This window comes from Acrocarpospora macrocephala, assembly GCF_009687865.1.
In the GTDB taxonomy this organism is placed as follows: domain Bacteria; phylum Actinomycetota; class Actinomycetes; order Streptosporangiales; family Streptosporangiaceae; genus Acrocarpospora; species Acrocarpospora macrocephala.
Genome location: NZ_BLAE01000006.1, coordinates 82978 through 99615 on the forward strand (window position 1 = coordinate 82978; position 16638 = coordinate 99615).

23 protein-coding genes and 1 tRNA gene are annotated in these 16638 nt (G+C 65.2%); 18 read left to right on the forward strand and 6 right to left on the reverse strand.

Features of this window, described 5'->3' with window-relative positions; all coding sequences use genetic code 11:
- Positions 1-37: 37 nt before the first annotated feature.
- On the reverse strand, positions 38-895 hold the full coding sequence (locus Amac_RS04715; RefSeq protein WP_155353071.1) for a macro domain-containing protein: 858 nt from the start codon (positions 893-895) through the stop codon (positions 38-40).
- A gap of 282 nt (positions 896-1177) precedes the next feature.
- Between Amac_RS04715 and Amac_RS57830 the strand changes: the two genes are divergently transcribed.
- From Amac_RS57830 to Amac_RS04750, 7 genes are all read left to right on the forward strand, one after another.
- Positions 1178-1495 (forward strand): helix-turn-helix domain-containing protein, encoded by a 318-nt coding sequence (locus Amac_RS57830; RefSeq protein WP_425544311.1) that lies wholly within the window; start codon positions 1178-1180, stop codon positions 1493-1495.
- A gap of 140 nt (positions 1496-1635) precedes the next feature.
- On the forward strand, positions 1636-2253 hold the full coding sequence (locus Amac_RS04725) for a hypothetical protein (protein ID WP_155353072.1): 618 nt from the start codon (positions 1636-1638) through the stop codon (positions 2251-2253).
- A complete protein-coding gene (locus tag Amac_RS04730; RefSeq protein ID WP_307729700.1) occupies positions 2172-2891 on the forward strand; it encodes a replication initiator in 720 nt (239 codons plus the stop codon). The genes Amac_RS04725 and Amac_RS04730 overlap by 82 nt, the downstream gene beginning before the upstream one ends.
- Positions 2892-3140: 249 nt before the next feature.
- On the forward strand, positions 3141-3719 hold the full coding sequence (locus tag Amac_RS04735) for a helix-turn-helix domain-containing protein (protein WP_155353073.1): 579 nt from the start codon (positions 3141-3143) through the stop codon (positions 3717-3719).
- Positions 3720-3902: 183 nt separating this feature from the next.
- Entirely contained in the window at positions 3903-4310 is a 408-nt protein-coding gene (locus Amac_RS04740; RefSeq protein WP_174900142.1) for a replication initiator, read from the forward strand.
- Positions 4300-4482: a helix-turn-helix transcriptional regulator gene (locus Amac_RS04745; RefSeq protein ID WP_155353074.1), complete on the forward strand. Its 183-nt coding sequence runs from the start codon at positions 4300-4302 to the stop codon at positions 4480-4482. The genes Amac_RS04740 and Amac_RS04745 overlap by 11 nt, the downstream gene beginning before the upstream one ends.
- A gap of 177 nt (positions 4483-4659) precedes the next feature.
- Positions 4660-5715, forward strand: a complete 1056-nt coding sequence (locus Amac_RS04750) for a site-specific integrase (protein ID WP_246268079.1) — start codon at positions 4660-4662, stop codon at positions 5713-5715.
- Between the two features lie 133 nt (positions 5716-5848).
- Here the strand turns inward: Amac_RS04750 and Amac_RS04755 are convergent, their stop codons facing one another.
- Positions 5849-6595, reverse strand: coding sequence for a hypothetical protein (locus tag Amac_RS04755; protein ID WP_155353076.1), 747 nt, complete (start codon positions 6593-6595; stop codon positions 5849-5851).
- 696 nt (positions 6596-7291) lie between these two features.
- Positions 7292-7364, reverse strand: a tRNA-Arg gene (locus tag Amac_RS04760).
- 147 nt (positions 7365-7511) lie between these two features.
- On the opposite strand from Amac_RS04760, the gene Amac_RS04765 reads away from it, so the two are divergent.
- Positions 7512-8498, forward strand: a complete 987-nt coding sequence (locus Amac_RS04765; protein ID WP_155353077.1) for a tyrosine-type recombinase/integrase — start codon at positions 7512-7514, stop codon at positions 8496-8498.
- A 189-nt stretch (positions 8499-8687) separates the two neighbouring features.
- Here the strand turns inward: Amac_RS04765 and Amac_RS57175 are convergent, their stop codons facing one another.
- Together Amac_RS57175 and Amac_RS04775 are read right to left on the reverse strand one after the other, a co-directional pair.
- A complete protein-coding gene (locus tag Amac_RS57175) occupies positions 8688-9002 on the reverse strand; it encodes a GntR family transcriptional regulator (protein WP_155353078.1) in 315 nt (104 codons plus the stop codon).
- Positions 9003-9109: 107 nt separating this feature from the next.
- Positions 9110-9886, reverse strand: a complete 777-nt coding sequence (locus Amac_RS04775) for a GntR family transcriptional regulator (protein WP_246268081.1) — start codon at positions 9884-9886, stop codon at positions 9110-9112.
- A gap of 89 nt (positions 9887-9975) precedes the next feature.
- On the opposite strand from Amac_RS04775, the gene Amac_RS04780 reads away from it, so the two are divergent.
- From Amac_RS04780 to Amac_RS04825, 10 genes are all read left to right on the forward strand, one after another.
- The gene (locus Amac_RS04780) at positions 9976-10404 is read left to right on the forward strand and encodes a hypothetical protein (RefSeq protein WP_155353079.1); all 429 of its coding nucleotides are present in this window, start codon (positions 9976-9978) and stop codon (positions 10402-10404) included.
- Positions 10401-10676, forward strand: a complete 276-nt coding sequence (locus Amac_RS04785; RefSeq protein WP_155353080.1) for a hypothetical protein — start codon at positions 10401-10403, stop codon at positions 10674-10676. Before Amac_RS04780 ends, Amac_RS04785 begins: the two co-directional genes overlap by 4 nt.
- 236 nt (positions 10677-10912) lie before the next feature.
- Positions 10913-11143 carry a hypothetical protein gene (locus tag Amac_RS04790; RefSeq protein WP_155353081.1) on the forward strand — a complete coding sequence of 77 codons (231 nt, stop codon included), beginning with the start codon at positions 10913-10915 and terminating at the stop codon, positions 11141-11143.
- A gap of 101 nt (positions 11144-11244) precedes the next feature.
- Positions 11245-12300, forward strand: a complete 1056-nt coding sequence (locus Amac_RS04795; protein ID WP_155353082.1) for a DUF2637 domain-containing protein — start codon at positions 11245-11247, stop codon at positions 12298-12300.
- On the forward strand, positions 12297-12755 hold the full coding sequence (locus tag Amac_RS04800) for a hypothetical protein (RefSeq protein ID WP_155353083.1): 459 nt from the start codon (positions 12297-12299) through the stop codon (positions 12753-12755). The genes Amac_RS04795 and Amac_RS04800 overlap by 4 nt, the downstream gene beginning before the upstream one ends.
- Positions 12752-13048, forward strand: a complete 297-nt coding sequence (locus tag Amac_RS04805) for a hypothetical protein (protein ID WP_155353084.1) — start codon at positions 12752-12754, stop codon at positions 13046-13048. Before Amac_RS04800 ends, Amac_RS04805 begins: the two co-directional genes overlap by 4 nt.
- A gap of 1 nt (position 13049) precedes the next feature.
- Entirely contained in the window at positions 13050-13199 is a 150-nt protein-coding gene (locus Amac_RS04810) for a hypothetical protein (protein WP_155353085.1), read from the forward strand.
- Positions 13196-15250 carry a hypothetical protein gene (locus Amac_RS04815; RefSeq protein ID WP_155353086.1) on the forward strand — a complete coding sequence of 685 codons (2055 nt, stop codon included), beginning with the start codon at positions 13196-13198 and terminating at the stop codon, positions 15248-15250. Before Amac_RS04810 ends, Amac_RS04815 begins: the two co-directional genes overlap by 4 nt.
- Positions 15251-15416: 166 nt before the next feature.
- The gene (locus Amac_RS04820) at positions 15417-15707 is read left to right on the forward strand and encodes a WhiB family transcriptional regulator (protein WP_246268083.1); all 291 of its coding nucleotides are present in this window, start codon (positions 15417-15419) and stop codon (positions 15705-15707) included.
- 69 nt (positions 15708-15776) lie between these two features.
- Positions 15777-16055, forward strand: a complete 279-nt coding sequence (locus tag Amac_RS04825) for a hypothetical protein (protein ID WP_155353087.1) — start codon at positions 15777-15779, stop codon at positions 16053-16055.
- A gap of 209 nt (positions 16056-16264) precedes the next feature.
- On the opposite strand, the gene Amac_RS04835 is transcribed toward Amac_RS04825, so the two are convergent.
- On the reverse strand, positions 16265-16636 hold the full coding sequence (locus tag Amac_RS04835; RefSeq protein WP_155353089.1) for a helix-turn-helix domain-containing protein: 372 nt from the start codon (positions 16634-16636) through the stop codon (positions 16265-16267).
- Between the last annotated feature and the right edge of the window lie 2 nt (positions 16637-16638).

Below are 16638 nucleotides of genomic sequence, written 5' to 3' on the forward strand. Positions count from 1 at the left end.
GGCATTATTGCATCCCCTTGTACTGACACCAATACATCTATATCCCTTTCAGAGTCTCAATTAGCTCCATCATAGAGATATCACGCACATCGTCTGGGTGTATAATGATCTTCAAATGTTTCGTGACCACCCTTTCGCGGGATGCTGCTACAAACGATAAAAGTATCAGCCTTAGTATATCTTTGCGACATAACTGATTGGACAGCTTAGCTAACCCCGAACCAACAAGAGGCATAGAGACTGTGGCTTGCTGAGAAGAATCTCTAACTGCCTGCCAGACATTGAATAGTCCCGTCCACAGTGACTCTGGGGTGGCCTGTGCAACCAGTGCATTGCTCATATAGCTGTACGCACAACAGTAGTAATACCTGTGGACAGAACCTAACGAAATCACAGTACCAATAGAATATCGCTTCCTCTTGCCGTCAGGCTTGTTCTGAACCGTTTCAACCTTGATCGGTTGCACATCTTTTAGCGTTCGAGCAATTTCGCGATCAAGCTTTGTTACCTTTCCTCCATATTCTCGCATCAGCAACTGCCCTTGAATACTTCGCTCCGTGATAATTCGCGGCAACGCTGTATCAAACGTGTCAGTCATTCCAATAACTAGGTGACCCGGCTGCTCGAAAAGATCTCCAATTTCGATCGTTATTGTGGTGTTCAATTCCGAAAAGTTTCTCGTGTACTTTTCTAGCGGCCATGCATCGAACGTTGCCCACAGAACTGAGACTGCGAAAACGATCCCCAGATAAGCCCAGCCCCTTGGTTCGAACACATCAGGAAAGAAAGCATCCAGAATACCGGCAACCGCTGCTAAAATTCCTATTGAAGATAGAGCAGAGACCATCCAACGGTTGAGCACATTACTCGTGGTAAATTCCCGAAGCAGTCTCACTCTTGGGACCTCGTTCGCTAAAATGATGGATCGCTGTAGCGCGGACAACGCGACGCACAATTATATGGCGCGGGCATGTCTAGGACAGTGCCGCTCCAGGTCGGATAAGCGCCAGCTTGCGCCGCTCATGTCGGTCAGTCCGGTACCACGAACTCTTCGTTATAACTCTGTTACGACGATCCTACAGATCTTGAATGGGTAGAGTTTCGTAGCGTCACCGGTCAATTACATCGATGTGTTTAAGCAGTACAACCGAGGTATGCGATACCCGGATGTGGAGGGTTGACGGCGGAGGGCCGGACGAAGCCGGAGCAGGTTCGGTTTGAGGCGGCGGACTTGTTCGCGGCCGGACTCACGCCACCGCAGGTGGCCCACAAGCTGCGGGTGACACGCGAGTCGGCCAACCTGTGGCATCGGGCCTGGAAGAAACGGCGGGAAGGCCGCGCTGGCCTCCAAAGGACCACAAGGATCGCCGTGCCGGCTGGACGACCGGCAGATCGCGGTCCTGGTGTCGGAGCTGGGACGCGGTCCGGCCGCGCACGGGTGGCAGGACCAGCGATGGACTCTGGCCAGGATCAGCACGCTGATCGCCGAGTTTGACCGGGTGTCCGCGTACGACCTCACATGTAGCTGACGGTACGACCTCACGTGTCGGTGGGGCTCCGGCGAGTTGACCTGACTACTCGCCATGAAGTTGATCATCCTTCGGATTGTCGGCGGCCAAGCAGACAACCCGAAAGATGACCACTCTCATGATCCTGGATCCGGAGTCCTGGATGAACATACGACGGTTCCGCGCCCTGCACGAGGCGGGCGCCACCTACAAAGAAATCGCCGAGGCGTGCGGTGTGGACTGGCGCACCGTCAAGAAGTACCTCACCGAACCAGTCGGGGCGACTCCTCCGGCCGCACCTTCGCGCAAGGGCACCCAGCCACAGGTGATCACCCCGTACACGGGAGTGATCGACGCGATGCTCCGCGCTGATCTGACGATGAAGGCGTCGGTCCTCTACGAACGACTGGTCGCCGAGCACGGCTATGACCGCTCCTACCAGCGGGTGAAGCTGTATGTGACCCAGGCGCGGCCCCGTCTGGCCGCCGAGGCCGGCACCGAGGTGGAGACCGAGCGGATGCGCGGGCTGCATCGCCGGTTCGAGACCACGCCGGGTGCCCAAGCCCAGGTGGACTGGGGCGACGAAGGCGACCTGCTCGCCCATGCCGGGATCGGCAAGGTCTACTCCTTCCACATGGTGTTGTCCTACTCGCGGGACCCGTTCTGCCCTCCTTCGGGGCGGTCCACGTCCACCGTACGAAGAACGGCAAGACTCTCCCGTGCCATGCCCGGCGGGACGCCGTGACCTGCCCGCACGGCACGGTGATGTCCTGCACGGCCAAGCACCGGCCCGACGATGACCGGCTCGGCGAACCGCTGTGCCCCGACTGCTATGACTACACAGGTTCGGTCCTCTTCAACGCCCTAGCCCCTGAGCTGTGGCGGCGCTTCACCGAAGCCATGCGCCGCCACGTCGCCAAGAGCGCCGGTCTGACCCTTCGGGAGCTCCGCGAATGCCTGGCGATCTCCTTCGCCAAAGTCGCGGAGTACCAGCGCCGTGGCGTCGTCCACTTCCATGCGGTGATCCGCCTCGACGGCCCCACCGGGCCGGACTCGACCGCACCGGCGTGGGCCACCGCCGATGTGCTCACCGACGCCGTACGGCATGCGGCGGGCGTCATCTCCGTCCCGGCCACCGTTCCCGGCAAAAGCGCCCACCTCCTGCGGTGGGGCGACCAGTTCGACGTACGGCAGATCACTATGAACGGCGAACTTACTGAACAGGCGGTCGCCGCCTATATCGCCAAGTACGCCACGAAGGCGGCCGAATGTGTGGGCACGCTCGACCGGCGACTGAACCCAATGGACGATTTGGCGGCTCTCCCCATGTTAGCCGTCACTTCCTGTGGTCACGTGAGAGGGCTCTCCCGTCATCCGGCGTGAGCATCCGTGATCGGAGGACTGGGCAGAGTAGTAGACATGGTGACGCGACACGCTGGTGAGCATGAACCACATCGCCGCAGGTGAGCGTCTGATCGTGCCTCGCAGTTCGTGGACATGCTGTCGTTCTCGCCGCTTCCGGTGAACCGATCATGACGGGCGGGTAGGGTCCGGCCCGGTGCAACACCAGCTGACCCCTCCCGGCGTCCGTGCCGCTGGGTAACGCTGGCCGGATGGAACCGAGGACGAGCATTGATCGTGGTCCTGAACGAGGACGCCGCCCGCGCCGCGCTGGCCAAGGGCATGCTGTCGTGTCCGGCCTGCCCCGCCAGGCTCGGCCCGTGGGGTTCGGCCCGAACGCGTGCCGTCCGCCAGGCCGACGGCCCGCACAGCGTCCGTCCTGCTCGCGCCCGCTGCCGCGGCTGCGGGGTGACCCACGTGCTGATCCCCGTCGCCTGCCCACCGCGTAGCGGCTACGGCCTCAGCATCGTCGGCACCGCGCTGCTGAGCCACGCCGCCCAAGGCCTCGGGCACCGCCCGATCGCCGCCGGCCTGCAGATCCCCGAAGAGACCGTCCGCCGGTGGCTACGCCAGGCCAGGCGCAGCGTCGACCGGATCCGCCGGCGAGCCGCCGGCGCCCTGTTCCACATCGACCCCGACATGTTCGGCCGACTCGCCCCGCTGCGCTCAGCGTTGGCCGACGCGCTGAACATGCTGTTCGCCGCGGCCGTCGCCACCGCCCGGCGACACCGTCTGGAATCGGTCTGCCTGTGGCGAATCGCTGCCATGATCTGCGGCGGTCACTTCCTCGCGGACGCCCGCGCGGACTGAACACCGAGCCACGCCCGGCTCTGCCATGCCCCGATTCGGGTACCACCGTGACCGGCGACACTCGCGATGACCATCCCGGTCATCGCCATGACGCCGACCGCGTCAGCATGAGCAGGACAGCGACAGCGTGTCCATGAACCCTTCCGAAGACCTCCGACCACTGCCCGAATTGTCGGAATCTTGATGGTCACCGCGAACGTCGCATACGTGGTCATCGCGAGCGTCGCGCAACACCCCATTCGCGGACACGCCAGACGGCTCATCGCCGAATGTCTGCGCCTCGGAGCCCTCGACGAGCTCACCGAACTCCGGCTCGCCCAATGGGCCCACATGCTTGGATTCCGCGGCCACTTCTCCACCAAGAGCCGCCGATACTCCACCACCCTGGGCGCACTACGAGCCGCCCGCGAAGAACACCAACGCCAGGACGCAATCACCACGGGACGACTCCCACTCTTCGAAGAAGACACCGTCCTGGTGGTCGCGGAATGGCAATGCGCCGGACGCGGCATGTCGGTGGGAGACGCCGTCATTGCCGGTGCCCTGACCAGTACCTCTTCAAGTCGGCCTGGTGGCCCCCATGACTTCTGAGCTCCTGACCGTCCCCGATGCGATGGCTGTTCTCAGGGTCAGCCGCTGGACCATCTACAACCTGATCCGCTCCGGAGATCTCACCTCGATCACCGTTGGCGTCCGCTGCCGCCGCATTCCCGCATCCGCCATCGACGACTACGTGAGCCGACTCTGTGAGGAGAGCCTCTGATGGGCAAGCGGTCAAACGGGGGAAGGCTCGATCTTTCCCTACAAGGACGGCTGGGCGGGCTACGTCTGGGTCACCACGCCCGAGGGCAACAAGACCCGCAAGTGGGCCTACGGGAAAACCCGTGAGGAGACTCACGAGAAGTGGCTCAAACTCCATGAACTGACACGCAAAGGGCCGGTGCCCACCAAGTGCCCCACCGTAGCCGTCTACCTGACCCGCTGGCTCGACGAGGTGATCCAACCGAATCGCGAACCGACAACCTATGTCGCCTACGAGCCTCTGGTCCGGCTGTACATCATCCCCGGCCTGGGCAAGAAACGTCTGGACAAGCTCACCGTCCGCGACGTTCAGACCTGGCTGAACACCCTGCCCACGCTCTGCACCTGCTGCGACCAGAAGAAGGACCAGAAACGACCTGAGAACAAACGGCGCTGCTGCTCGGTCGGTAAATGCTGCAAGGGCTATCCGTCTCGGAGCACGATCGCAGGCATCCGCCGCGTCCTCCGGTCAGCACTCGGCAACGCCATTAGGGAAGAAGTAATTTCGAGAAACGTTGCCGGGCTCGCTACCCTGCCCAGCGCGAGCAAGACCAAGAAGAAGCGGCAGCACACCACGTGGTCAGTCGACGAGGCCCGGCGCTTCCTCGAACATCTCAGGGCCACAGACGACCCGCTCTACGCGCTCTATGTACTAATCCTGCTTCTCGGGCTCCGCCGAGGTGAAGTCCTCGGCCTAGCCTGGGACTGTGTCGACTTGCCGGGCGAACAACTCTGGATTTCTCGTCAGCTCACACGCGTTGGCGGTCAACTTCTCCACCGGAACACAACGAAGACGGAAGACTCGGATGCCTCACTTCCATTGCTTGGTCTCTGCGTTGCGGCGCTCAAACATCGCCGACGCATACAGGAAGGTGCCGAGAAGACGGCTGGCGAGAAGTGGCGGGGGTCAGATCTTGTGTTTACTACTCGAAATGGCACGCCTATCGAACCACGCAATCTTAACCGCGCGTTTGACGCACACTGCGCAAAAGCTGGCGTTCCCCGAATTCGAGTGCATGACACTCGGCACACCTGCGCTTCGCTTCTGGCCGCCCTCAATGTTCATCCTCGCGTGGCAATGCGCATTCTTCGCCACTCGCAAATCTCGATGACAATGAATGTATACACACAGATCCCAAGTCCAGAAACACGGAAGGCCCTCGACCGACTAAACCAGAGCCTCGACACCGGCTGAACAGATTACCTTGTCCACAGGTGCTACGATTCAGGCCCGTTGCGATGATCGCAGCGGGCACTGAATGTGCACGGGCAGATGACCGATCCGAATGGCATCGCAGTCATGTCTGAATTGAGCGCATCCGACCGAGCTATTCCGATCCCAGCTCTTTGTAAATCGTGTCACGGGAAAGCCCTGTCAATTTCGAGATCCTTCGAATATTCGTTTCACCATTCCGATGCAGATCAACCGCTATCCGTCTGCGAACTTTCACGGAAGCGCCGCCCAAACGCGCCTCCACCGCAGCGGCGGCCAGATTTCCTAGATTAACCGTCCTATGACTGGTGAAATTATCCTGGGGGTCGGCTGGCAACGCCTTCCCCTCAAGCTCAAACAAGTCGGAAAATACATGCTTGAACACATCTTCTAGTGCCAACTGCCGCCCCTTAAGGGCATTGTTCGCTTTGCGACCCAAATAGGTTCTGACTATCTGCATATAAATAGCGAGCGCCTGCTCGGGATCTTCATAGAACCATGATCTCCTAGAAGGTGCACAAGCACCGACTTCCCACAGCGGCTTGATTTCTCTTAATTCCCGCTGAATAAACTCGTCCACATTCAGGTTCTCGGTATGGCCATCCGAATACCATGGCATAACGACAGCTATCTTTTCACCAGGATCAGCCTGGGCCTGAATCGTAATAGAATAGAACCGTAATGTGGTACTTCCTCGTTCACCATGGATGGTTATGCTATCAATCGCGACTCCCTTTGCTGTTTGAATTACCGCAATCAGATCCTCGGTGAGATCGTTATAGTTCCTCGCGCTCTGAATCCTGACCCGAAGTAACTCCAGGTTGGACTCATCACTACCGGACTGAACATCGGTGTTGAACACCCGAGGATCGTAACCTTATGTCGAGTAGTCGACATGTCGCTCCTAGACAATATCGGCCCGTCCGGTACTGATCTCATCTAACCAGGGTTAGATTTACCCTCCGGGGACGGAGATTCCATCCGATTAGCCTGGATTTCCGTGATCACCTCGTGTTTACCCGAGCTACCTTCTTGCGTTGGGTCGCGCATATGGTGCTGTCTCACACGCCCGATCACCACAGTGGAAGGAGGATGCCATGTCCAGATACACACCTGATTGGCGGTTGGAGGCAATCAAGCAGACCGGACGGACGGTGCAGATCGCGATTCGAAGCACGAGCGACACCGTCCGTCTCTGCGCCCTGCTGCTGACTCTTGCGATAGCGGTCTCGCTGCCCGTCGCGTGCAAAACGATCACACAATAGTTCCTTTTGCGGATGCCGGAGGCTCCTCCAACAGATCATCAATCTGGGGGGGTCTCCGGCACTCACATGTCATTGATGGGTCACCAGCGGCGTTGTGCCGTAGAGGCCTTGCCCACTGTCGTTGTTGCTCTTTTTCGAGACGGGTGACGATGGGGCACCTTCACCAAGATCCAAGTCGAGGCTACGCGATCGGCTGCAACTCGATACCGGCTGATGAGGTTGCTGTATTTCGCTGCTGTATGAAGATCAAAAAAGGCCCACCGCGACGATCACGATGGGCCCTTGACCTGCTGCGCGGCCGGGAGGACTCGAACCCCCAACCTTCTGATCCGTAGTCAGATGCTCTATCCATTGAGCTACGGCCGCTTGCTTGTTGCCTCTGAGCTGCTGGTTCTTGGCAACGATCACCATCATAGCAGTTGAACGTTGGTGATAAAGCCAATAATCCTCGCGTGGCGCAGCCGCACCCGAGGCAGCAGAAGCGGCCCGGCTCCGCCCCAGGAAGGCTCTGGCATGTCCGCAACCGTCACCCCCATCAGCAGAGGCCGACGACGAACCAGCGCACCCAAGAACAAGCCACTCCGCCCCCAGGGAGCACCCCTGCCGGGGCTGATCGAGTCCTGGCAGATCTCCCTGGATGCCGCCAGTAAATCCGACAAGACCATCCGCTCTTACACCGACACCGCCCGAGCCTTCCACCGCTGGGCGCGCAAGAACAACGTGCCGGACGACGCCGAGAACATCGAGGCCCCCCACATCCGGCGGTTCCTGATCGCCGAACGGGAGCGGACCTCGGCGGCCACCGCCGCCACCCACTTCCGTAACCTGCGGGTGTTCTTCAACTGGCTCATCCGGGAGAAGGAACGCACCTGGGAGTCGCCCGTGATGGCGGCCGACGCGCCGAACGTCCCCAACAAGGTCCGCAAGTACCTCACCGACGACGACCTCACGGCGCTCCTGAAGGCATGCGCCGGCAATGACTTCGAATCCCGTCGGGACACCGCCATCATCAGGATCTTCATGGACAACGGCGTGCGCGTGTCCGGCCTAGCGAACATCCTCACCGAGGACCTCGATCTGAAGGGCCGGAAGATCAAGATCCGGCTCAAGGGCGGCGACGAGTTCTGGGCGCCTATCGGCGTCAAGGCGGTGCATGCGATCGACCGCTACCTCCGCATCCGAGCAGCCCACCCCAAGGCCGGGCGTTCGCCCTGGCTGTGGCTCGGAGTACAGGGGCGAGGCACCTCCCACCTTGGACACAGCGGAGTCCGGGCGATGCTCCGTCGCCGCGGCGAGGAAGCGGAAATCGAGAAGGTGACGCCCCACCGGTTCAGGGGCTCGGTGACGCACCAGTTGCTGGCGGCCGGGGCGAACGATGGGGATGTTCAGCAGATCCTGGGCTGGCGGTCGCGGGAGATGGTGTACCGGTACGCGGGGGAACTGGCGGCGGATAGGGCTCGGGAGACTCATGCCCGGTTGTCCCCTGGGGATCGCATCTAGGGCCAAATGTGCCCACGTAAAGTAGCTAGAGGGTGACGAATGGCTACTGACATCAGGCGTGTCCGTGGGTTACGATCCTGATCACCCGCGCCGAGGCGAGGGATTGACGCCGCACTGTCGGCACAGTCCTTTCCCAGGGTGATGTGCTGGCGGTGCGGCCCGAAAAGGGGGCGGACCACCCCGGCAGGACTATTGCCGGGGTGGCCGTCCAGGGGGCGACATCGGATCAGACGGCGCCGCCGGAAAGCTCCCCAGCTGCGCGACGGTGTAGATCCACCCATCATCCCGAAGATGCCTCAGTGCCTTCCGAACGGTGTTGCGGGCGGCCTTGAACTCATCCACCATCTCGCTCTCGCTCGGGATGGACATCCCCGCCGGGTACGTGCCGTCCTCGATCCGCTCTCGGACAGTGTCGTATATCTGCACCCATAGGTGTACGTCGTGGCGGCGTTGGAATTCTGGCACGTCGCCGGACCTTAGCTGTGAGCAAACGTCCAGTGACATGCAGGAACATGCATGCTCAGGCGTGTACGAGCGTGAACGAGCATGGATGAGTTCGGCGACGAGAAAGGCCGCCTCCCCGCTGGGCGAGACGGCCTCCTCGTCTGTGGCTACTCCCCCGACGCCTCGCGAACCGGAGCTCCGTACACGATTTCGTAGCGGTCGACCGGAATCGCAATGTCGGCAGTCTCTACCGGCCGAGTCTCGGCGAAGTATGTGCGCTCGATCGTCAGCACCAAGGCGCCGGCACCGATCTTCAACGCCTGAGCCTCCACCGTGGAAGCCGGCCGCGCCGACACCACCTCTGACCAGTGCGTCACAGTGATCCCGATGACGGCCATCCGCTCCACGACGCCCTGCCCAGCGTGCGGTCCTGCCTCGGGGTAGGCGATCGGCTCGCCCTTGGTCAGCGCCCACGGCTCATAGCTGGTGGCCAGCTGCACGGGCTCGTCGTCGGCCATGAATGTGTAGGCGGTGCGCATGACGTCAGGCAGTTCACTGTCCGGCTCATCCAGGCCGAGCCGATCGCGGATCTCCGGTGACGCCTGAACGGTCTCGGAGTCGAACGCCCACGACCCGTGCATTCCATGAGCAGCCATGTCCTGCAAGAACGGGGAGCCGCCGCGGGCTGGCCGCCACCAAGAGCGCGGGAGGCGCTGCCGCGTGGGCCTGGCCTTGACGAAGGTGCCCGCGCCGCGCCTCGCCTGTATGAGCCCCTCGGAGGCGAGGGTGCGCATGACGGCCTTGATGACGCCGTCGGATACGTCGTACTGCCTCATCAGCTCGGCCTGGGTCGGCAGCTGCGCGTTGGGCGCAAGTTCGCCGGAGCGGATCTTGGCGCGGAGTTCGTCGGCGATGCGCCGGAAGAGCGGAGGCAGGGGTTCCACGTGACCAAGCTTGACGGTTTGGGCACCCAAACCTCAAGCTGGGAACCCTAAGGTCGAATTTGGGTACCGTAAAGATCTGGACACACGGCATGACACTGCACCGACAGGACTACGCCGGGCTCCCCGAGAGCGCCGAGGCTGCCGCCAGCTACGCGCACGGCGCCGCTAGGCGGGCGTTCGGCCGCGATGCTGCGGAGGTCGCCGAGCGGCTGGTTCGTGCGCTCGCCATCGACGCGCTGACCCGTACGCCGCCGGACGCGACTTTCATCCTGACCACCGAGTTCGGGTTGCGGCAGATGCGGTTCGAGATCCTCGATCCGGCGCTGCCGGTGGAAGGTCGTGTCCCCGGGCCCGAGCTTGCGGAGATATCGCGGCTGGCGCACTTTTCCCGGGTGAAGGACCTGCTGGACGGAGAGGGGCATCTGACCTGGGCTGTGGTCTTGATCGACACGGCCCCCGAGATGTGCGGCGGTTCGGCTGCCCCCCTGCCCCCCGTCAGGGACGAGGCCCGCTCGTGACACGGACCAATCAGGGCTGGCTAGAGGAGACCCACGCAGACGCCTGGACGATCCGATGGGACCGCAGACCGAGCGGTGCCATCAGGGGCAGGGTCGGCAAGGTCTGTATCGCCCGGATCGTCGACACCTTCAAGGGGCTGGAGATCCAATCCCTCCTGCCGGGAGAGCACGGCGCGGCCAAGTTGGAGCACCACACCACGTGGGTGGGAGCGCAGCACCGTGCGGGCGAGATGCTCCTGAACTTCCTTGATCGACTGGCCGAAAAGAGCTGACACCGAGACTCCGGGCGCCATTTCGGGACGGCGCCCGGATGTGGTCCCGCCCTCGCTGGAGGGGTGCGGGCGGGACCACTGATCGTCCGTGAGGCGCGGGCGGGGAAGACGCCCCGACGCCCCGGACACCGGCCCCACCCGGCTGGCGCTGCGGGAGGGGCCACGGCCGGGCCCCCCACACCCCGTTCCAGGGGCCCGGCCTTCTCCCCCAATTCCCCATCCAGCAGGAGTCCGAGATGGTGTGGCCATTCCAGAACTACCGCCCGTCGAACGCGAATAGATACACCACCCGCAACAAAGCCGACGCTCCGGTGATCTGGGATCCCGATCCCGCCAGCCCCAAGAAAGGCAACATCCGGTGCAAAGGGTGCGGCCTTAGGGACTACGGCACCGTCCAGGACACCCAAGACCACGCCGGCGAGTGCGAGACCCCGGCACCGAAGAATCCGCCCCCGAACTGGGACTAGACGAACACGGCCCCTGCCAGCGCGACCAAGGCGCACGACAGGGGCCGGGCCCGAAAGGGCCGACCGAGATCACCTCCGCCTGAACAGAGGATCACCGGCTCATGGAACATATTCGCCAGCAGGCGACCGCACCAGCCCCACAAATCGGGCTCTCGCTCGTCGACTTCCTCCCACCCGTGTGGGTGTTCTTCGCCGCCGGCGCGATCGCCCTCCTCGCCCTGGCGTTCCGGACCCGCCTCGGCCGTACCGCCCGTGCGATCCGGAGGCACCGAACCGCCCCCGCCGCGCCACCCCGCCGCCAGCCCGAAACGACCGCCGCCGACTGGTGGATCCGCGGCGTCGCCGTAGCCGTCCTCCTCGCCGTCGCAGGCGCCGCGGCCTACGTCTCCTACCACCACTTCTACGAGCTCGCCCTGGCGCTCGGGGAGCGGCGAGACATGGCGCTCCTCTACCCCGCCATGTCGGACGGTGTGATCGTGATGGCCTCGCTCGTCATGGTCCACTGCTCGCGGCGTCGCCAGCCCGCGCCACTGCTCGCCTGGGCGGCGCTCACCCTCGGCGGGCTGGTGACCCTCGTCGCCAACGTGGCGCACGGATGGGACGGCGGAACCGGATCCCGGCTGCTCAGCGCGCTCGCGCCGGTGGCGTTCGTCGGGGCGTATGAACTCCTGATGTGGCTTGTTCGGTCCGGTCAAGTCGTCGAGTCAGCGGCCGAGCCGGAGGTCATCGAGCGGATCGTGCCCCAGGTTGTCGAGATGCCCGTCGAGGTGGTGCGCGTCGAACACCTGGTGGCGCGCGACCGCTTCGAAGCGTGCCGCTTCGCCTACGCCGAAAGCCTCCAGCCCGGGCAGCGGCGCCTCGGCCGCCGCCCACTCAAGGACACGTGGGCGCTGACCGAGAACGAGGTGGCGGAGATCCAAGCCGAAGTCGACGCCGAACGCGCCGCCGCCCAGCCCGACGAGCAGCCCTCCACGCCAGACTCCGCCGACTCGCTGACCGACACACTCAACTGGGCGCTCACGGGTGTAGACCACAACGGATCGACCGAGAAACCGGCGGAGCAGACCACCGAGTCCGCCACCGCAGACGCACTCACCGCCGCAGGGCTCACCACCCTCAGCCGCGCCCGCGCCAACGGGACCGGAGCCCGGCCATGACCGTCCTCCGCCGCAAGGCCGCCTGGCCTGCCGACGTCCTCATCCGGTTCGTCAACGTCGGCGGCGCCGCCGTCGATCTGCACTCCCTCCGCTTCGCCACGAAATGGGATTACCGGGGTGCCCCGTACGCGGCGACCACGCCTTACGAGATGGACGGCTTCAACTGGCGCTGCCTTGGCTGCAAGGAGTACGGGCGCGAAGGCGACACTTACAACGACCCCGGCTACGGCGATCTGCGCGAGGCCAGGGAGGCTGCCCAGCAGCACGCCGAGCGGTGCCGGGCCACGCCGCAGGAGCAGGCCATGACCGGCTGGGAGTATCACGTCGCGTACGGCAACCCCCATCTTTCGGGCGAAGAGCTGAACGCCCTCGGCCGCGACAGCTGGGAGCTGGTCTCCACCGAACAACGCGGGGGCTACTGCCTCATCTACCACTTCAAGCGGGTGTCCTCGTGACCGCCGCCTTCGCCCTCCTCGTGCTCTCCGTCCTCCTCGGTGCCAGCCGCGCCACCTCGTGCGCGTCCGCCGTCGACCAGCTGCTCGCCGCCGTCCGCGCCCGCGGACTCGTCTGGATGCTGTTGGTCGTCCTCGGCCTCACCGGTCTGTTCCTCGTTCTGCTGCTGGCGTGCGCCGCCCGCACCGCCGCCGCCCTGGCCGTCCACGTCCTCATCGGCGCCTGCATCGCCTTGGCCGCGATCGGCGCGCACGTGGTGGCCCTCACTGACTCTCCCCGCGCTATCGGAGCCTGAAATGCCCGCAACCTTTTGGGTCCTCGCGACCATCTCCGTCCTGGCCATCGCCGCCGTCCTGCGGCTCGTCATCCGCGCCACGTGGGCCAGCCTCACCCGGGCAGGAGACGACGAGGTGCGGGCCGCCTTCGCCGAGGCCCGCGACGAATGACCCGCCAGGAACTCGTCCCCGTCGCCGCCCCGCCCCAGCCGCCGCGGGCGCCTGTCCTCGTGCGGGTGCTGTGGTGGCTGCTTCGCGGACCCGTGTGGTGGCTGCTCCGCCGTACCGGCCGCGTGCTGTGGCGGTACCGGGACCTGCACGCCACCTGGTGGGCCGCGCTGGTCGTGCTCGGCGTGGCCGCCATCGGCGCCGGGCTGGGTGTGCCGTGGTGGGCGGCCGGCGGCTGGGTCCTCGTCGCGGCGGCCGCGCGGGCGGTCGAGGCGAGGTACGACTGGCTGCCGGTCGAGCCGGACGCCCTCGCCGGGGTGCTCGTGGCGGCCGGGGCGTGGACTGCGGCCGCACTGTACTGGGGGCTGCGGACCGAGGTCTGGTACGGCTGGGCGGGGCTGACGCTGCTCGTGTTCGCGACATGGGGGTGCAACCGGGCCGCCCGGGCGTGGCGGTCGCTGCGGACCCGGGTGCGGAATTGGGCCGCCGCTCTGCCGACCGTGCTGGCCGGTCTCGGCGCGGCCGGGGTGGTGCTCGCCGCTCGCCCGGCCGTGCTGGGCGACGGCCGTGTGCGCTTCCCGCTCCGGCTGCCCGTGGGCATCACCAGGGAGACGTTGGAGGCGCCGCGGATGCGCCGCCAAATCGAGTCCGGCATGCACTGGCCTGCCGGGAGCATCCGCGAAATCGTCCAAGATCCGGCACACACCAGCTCGGCGCGGGTGGTGCTCGTCTGGCAGGACGGCAAGATCCAAGCCCGGCACGTCCGCCTCGATCTCCGCCGCGCCCCGACCAGCATCTACGACCCGGTGTGGTGCGGCGAGGACGCCGACGGCAAGACCGTGGCCATCGCGCAGTACGTGGTCGAGGGCATGACGCGCGGCTTGTTCGGCGGGGAGCCGGGCAGCGCGAAGTCCAACCTCTTGCGCTTGATCGCGGCCTTGCGCGCCTACTGCCCCGACCTGCTCATCTGGGTGATCGACCGCAAGAACAGCGGTTTGACGTTCGCCAGCCTCTTGCCGCGCATCGACTGGATCGCGACCACCCGCGAGGAGGCGATCCGGATGCTGGAGGCCGCCGCGGCGGGGATCCCGCTCCGCGGCCGACTGCTGAGGCCGCAACACAACCAGCTGCTCCCGTTGTCGCCTGAGGTGCCCGCCGTGCTGATCCTGTTCGATGAGTTCGCCGAGGAGCTCGGCAAGGGGCGCCAGAATGCGGGCGCGGTGCAGGCGGCCAAGACGGTGTTCTCCCAGGGCCGTGCGACCGGCTGGGGCGCGGAGATCGCCAGTCAGTACCTCAGCCAGACCAGCCTGCACCCGGACCTCAAGCCGTTGTTCCCGCGCTCCTACGCCGGACGTACGCGGACGCGGGCGGACGCCCAGTTCCTGCTGCGCGACTACACCCGCGTGGACGCGACCGCGCTGCCGACCGGCGCGTTCTACACGCAGGTGCCCGGCGGATCCCACCCGGGCCTGCTGTTCACGCCGGAGGTGTGCGACGCCGACTTGCTCCAGGCCGCCGCCGAGACCGCTCATCTCGCTCCGCGCATGGAGGAGTCGACTGCGGCCGGGCTGCCGCACTACGCCGATCGCTGGTCCCGGCTCCCCGAGCACCTGCGCGCGTACGCGTCGGAGGAGCAGTTGGCGCTCGCGGATGCCGGACCGCTCCCCTCCCCCACCGGGAGGGTACGCACCGCCGCGGCGTCAACGATGCGGCTGGTTGTCCACGAGCAGTTGCCGGATGACGTCGTGGACAACGCTGCGGGCGACGGCGGCGAAGAGTTGGATGACGCGATCGTCGCAATGCTCGATGTTCTGCGCGGCAAAGAAGTCGCGACGACCGGGGAGCTGGACGCGGCGGTGGCCCGCTGGCGGTCCCGGCAGTGGGCCAGTGAGCGGAGGCGGGAGTGGCAGAGGAGGGGCCTGATCGGGCCGGTGGGGAGGGGGTCGTGGTCCCTCCAGGTGCAGGAGGAGGGCGCCCTCCGGGAGGGTGTGGCGGAGGCGGAGCGGGCGATCCGGTCCCGTAGATCATCCCCCCGGGGTGGTGACCGGCTGTGACCACTACCCCTCCCCTCCCCCGCCGTCCACGGGCGGGCACCCCCACGGCTCCACACGCACGTACGCGCGGGGGGTGGATGTCCACAAGCGGGGTTCGTGGACATTCAGGCCAAGATCATGTGGACATCGCGACGACAAGCGTTCGGCTACGGAAGGTGATCACGTCATGAGCTTGATGGACGCGCTCGCCGACCTGGCCGGCCTCGCCCATGACCCCGCCACCGAATGGATGGGGTCTGCGCTCTGCCCGGAGATCGACCCCGACTTGTGGTTCCCGCGCGTGCCGACCGAGCGTGTCTCCACGCCCGGGCCGCAAGAGCTGCTCGCCAAGGCGATCTGCCGGGGGTGTGACGTGCGCGTGAGGTGCCTGCAGTGGGCGATCGAGCACGACGAGGAGGGCATCTGGGGCGGCACGACGAAGGTCGAGCGCGACCAGTTGCTCGCCGAGGCGGCCTGAGGTGGCCGCCCGCGTTAGAGCTCCGCTAGTGCCGCTCTTGCGGCCCCGCACACACTGGAGGACATGGACATGACCCGCTGGATCGACACCGGCATGGACGCCCCCGACGGGCACGCCTGGAGGCGCCCGGCCCCGGACGACTGCCCGGACTGCGACTGCTGCACGGCCGCGCTGTGTGAGGGTGGGCGGAAGAGCGTGTTCGGCTGCGCCTTCCTGCTCAGCCAGGCCGACAAGGCAGATAAGGCGATATGGGACCGCGTCTCGAAGTGCCCGTGCAGCAGCGCGGAGAAGTCCGGCACGATGGCGCACGCCCTCGCGGAGCACCGCGCCGAGCAGGAGAAGGTCTAGGGCCCGTGGACTGTACGTACTGCCGGGCCGCTCCGGCCGCCTACCGGTGGAAGCACGCCGATGGCGAGGATCGGCTGTGCGTCGGGTGCTGTGCCAGCTGGAAGAAGAACGCTTCGGAAGATCGCACGCTGATCCCGCTGAGCATCACTGAGATCGCCTAGGCGTGCGGCCCGTTCCGGCCTTCGGCGCCTGGGTGCTGGCGGTGGTCGTCATGCGGCGCTCCGGTAGCTGGTGGGGGTGATCAGGTGGGCGGCGAGGCGGTGGTAGCACTTCAGGCCGCGCAGCCCGGCGTGGCATCCGCAGGTGTGGCGGGTAAGCGAGTACCAGGTCTCCCCGTCCGAGCCGATCGCGACGAAGGTGCCGTGGTCGCTGGTGACGTGGATGCCGTCCTGCTCGACGAGCTCCAGCGCCTTGGCGACCTGGGCGGGCTTGTACTCGTCGGCGATGACCAGGGTGATCACGTAGTGGCCGCGCTCGTTCTTGGTGGCGGCCAGCTTGCCGGCCTTGGCGTGGCGCTGGATGGTGCGGCGGGAGACGGAGAGGGCGGTGGCGGCCTCTGCGGTGGTGACCTGGATTTCCATCT

Coding starts and splice junctions, on each gene's coding strand:
- Amac_RS04725 (WP_155353072.1), top strand. CDS start 1,636: ATGACCACTCTCATGATCCTGGATCCGGAGTCCTGGATGAACATACGA.
- Amac_RS04740 (WP_174900142.1), top strand. CDS start 3,903: ATGGTCACCGCGAACGTCGCATACGTGGTCATCGCGAGCGTCGCGCAA.
- Amac_RS04745 (WP_155353074.1), top strand. CDS start 4,300: ATGACTTCTGAGCTCCTGACCGTCCCCGATGCGATGGCTGTTCTCAGG.
- Amac_RS04765 (WP_155353077.1), top strand. CDS start 7,512: ATGTCCGCAACCGTCACCCCCATCAGCAGAGGCCGACGACGAACCAGC.
- Amac_RS57175 (WP_155353078.1), bottom strand. CDS start 9,002: ATGTCACTGGACGTTTGCTCACAGCTAAGGTCCGGCGACGTGCCAGAA.
- Amac_RS04780 (WP_155353079.1), top strand. CDS start 9,976: ATGACACTGCACCGACAGGACTACGCCGGGCTCCCCGAGAGCGCCGAG.
- Amac_RS04790 (WP_155353081.1), top strand. CDS start 10,913: ATGGTGTGGCCATTCCAGAACTACCGCCCGTCGAACGCGAATAGATAC.
- Amac_RS04795 (WP_155353082.1), top strand. CDS start 11,245: ATGGAACATATTCGCCAGCAGGCGACCGCACCAGCCCCACAAATCGGG.
- Amac_RS04800 (WP_155353083.1), top strand. CDS start 12,297: ATGACCGTCCTCCGCCGCAAGGCCGCCTGGCCTGCCGACGTCCTCATC.
- Amac_RS04810 (WP_155353085.1), top strand. CDS start 13,050: ATGCCCGCAACCTTTTGGGTCCTCGCGACCATCTCCGTCCTGGCCATC.
- Amac_RS04815 (WP_155353086.1), top strand. CDS start 13,196: ATGACCCGCCAGGAACTCGTCCCCGTCGCCGCCCCGCCCCAGCCGCCG.
- Amac_RS04820 (WP_246268083.1), top strand. CDS start 15,417: ATGAGCTTGATGGACGCGCTCGCCGACCTGGCCGGCCTCGCCCATGAC.
- Amac_RS04825 (WP_155353087.1), top strand. CDS start 15,777: ATGACCCGCTGGATCGACACCGGCATGGACGCCCCCGACGGGCACGCC.
- Amac_RS04835 (WP_155353089.1), bottom strand. CDS start 16,636: ATGGAAATCCAGGTCACCACCGCAGAGGCCGCCACCGCCCTCTCCGTC.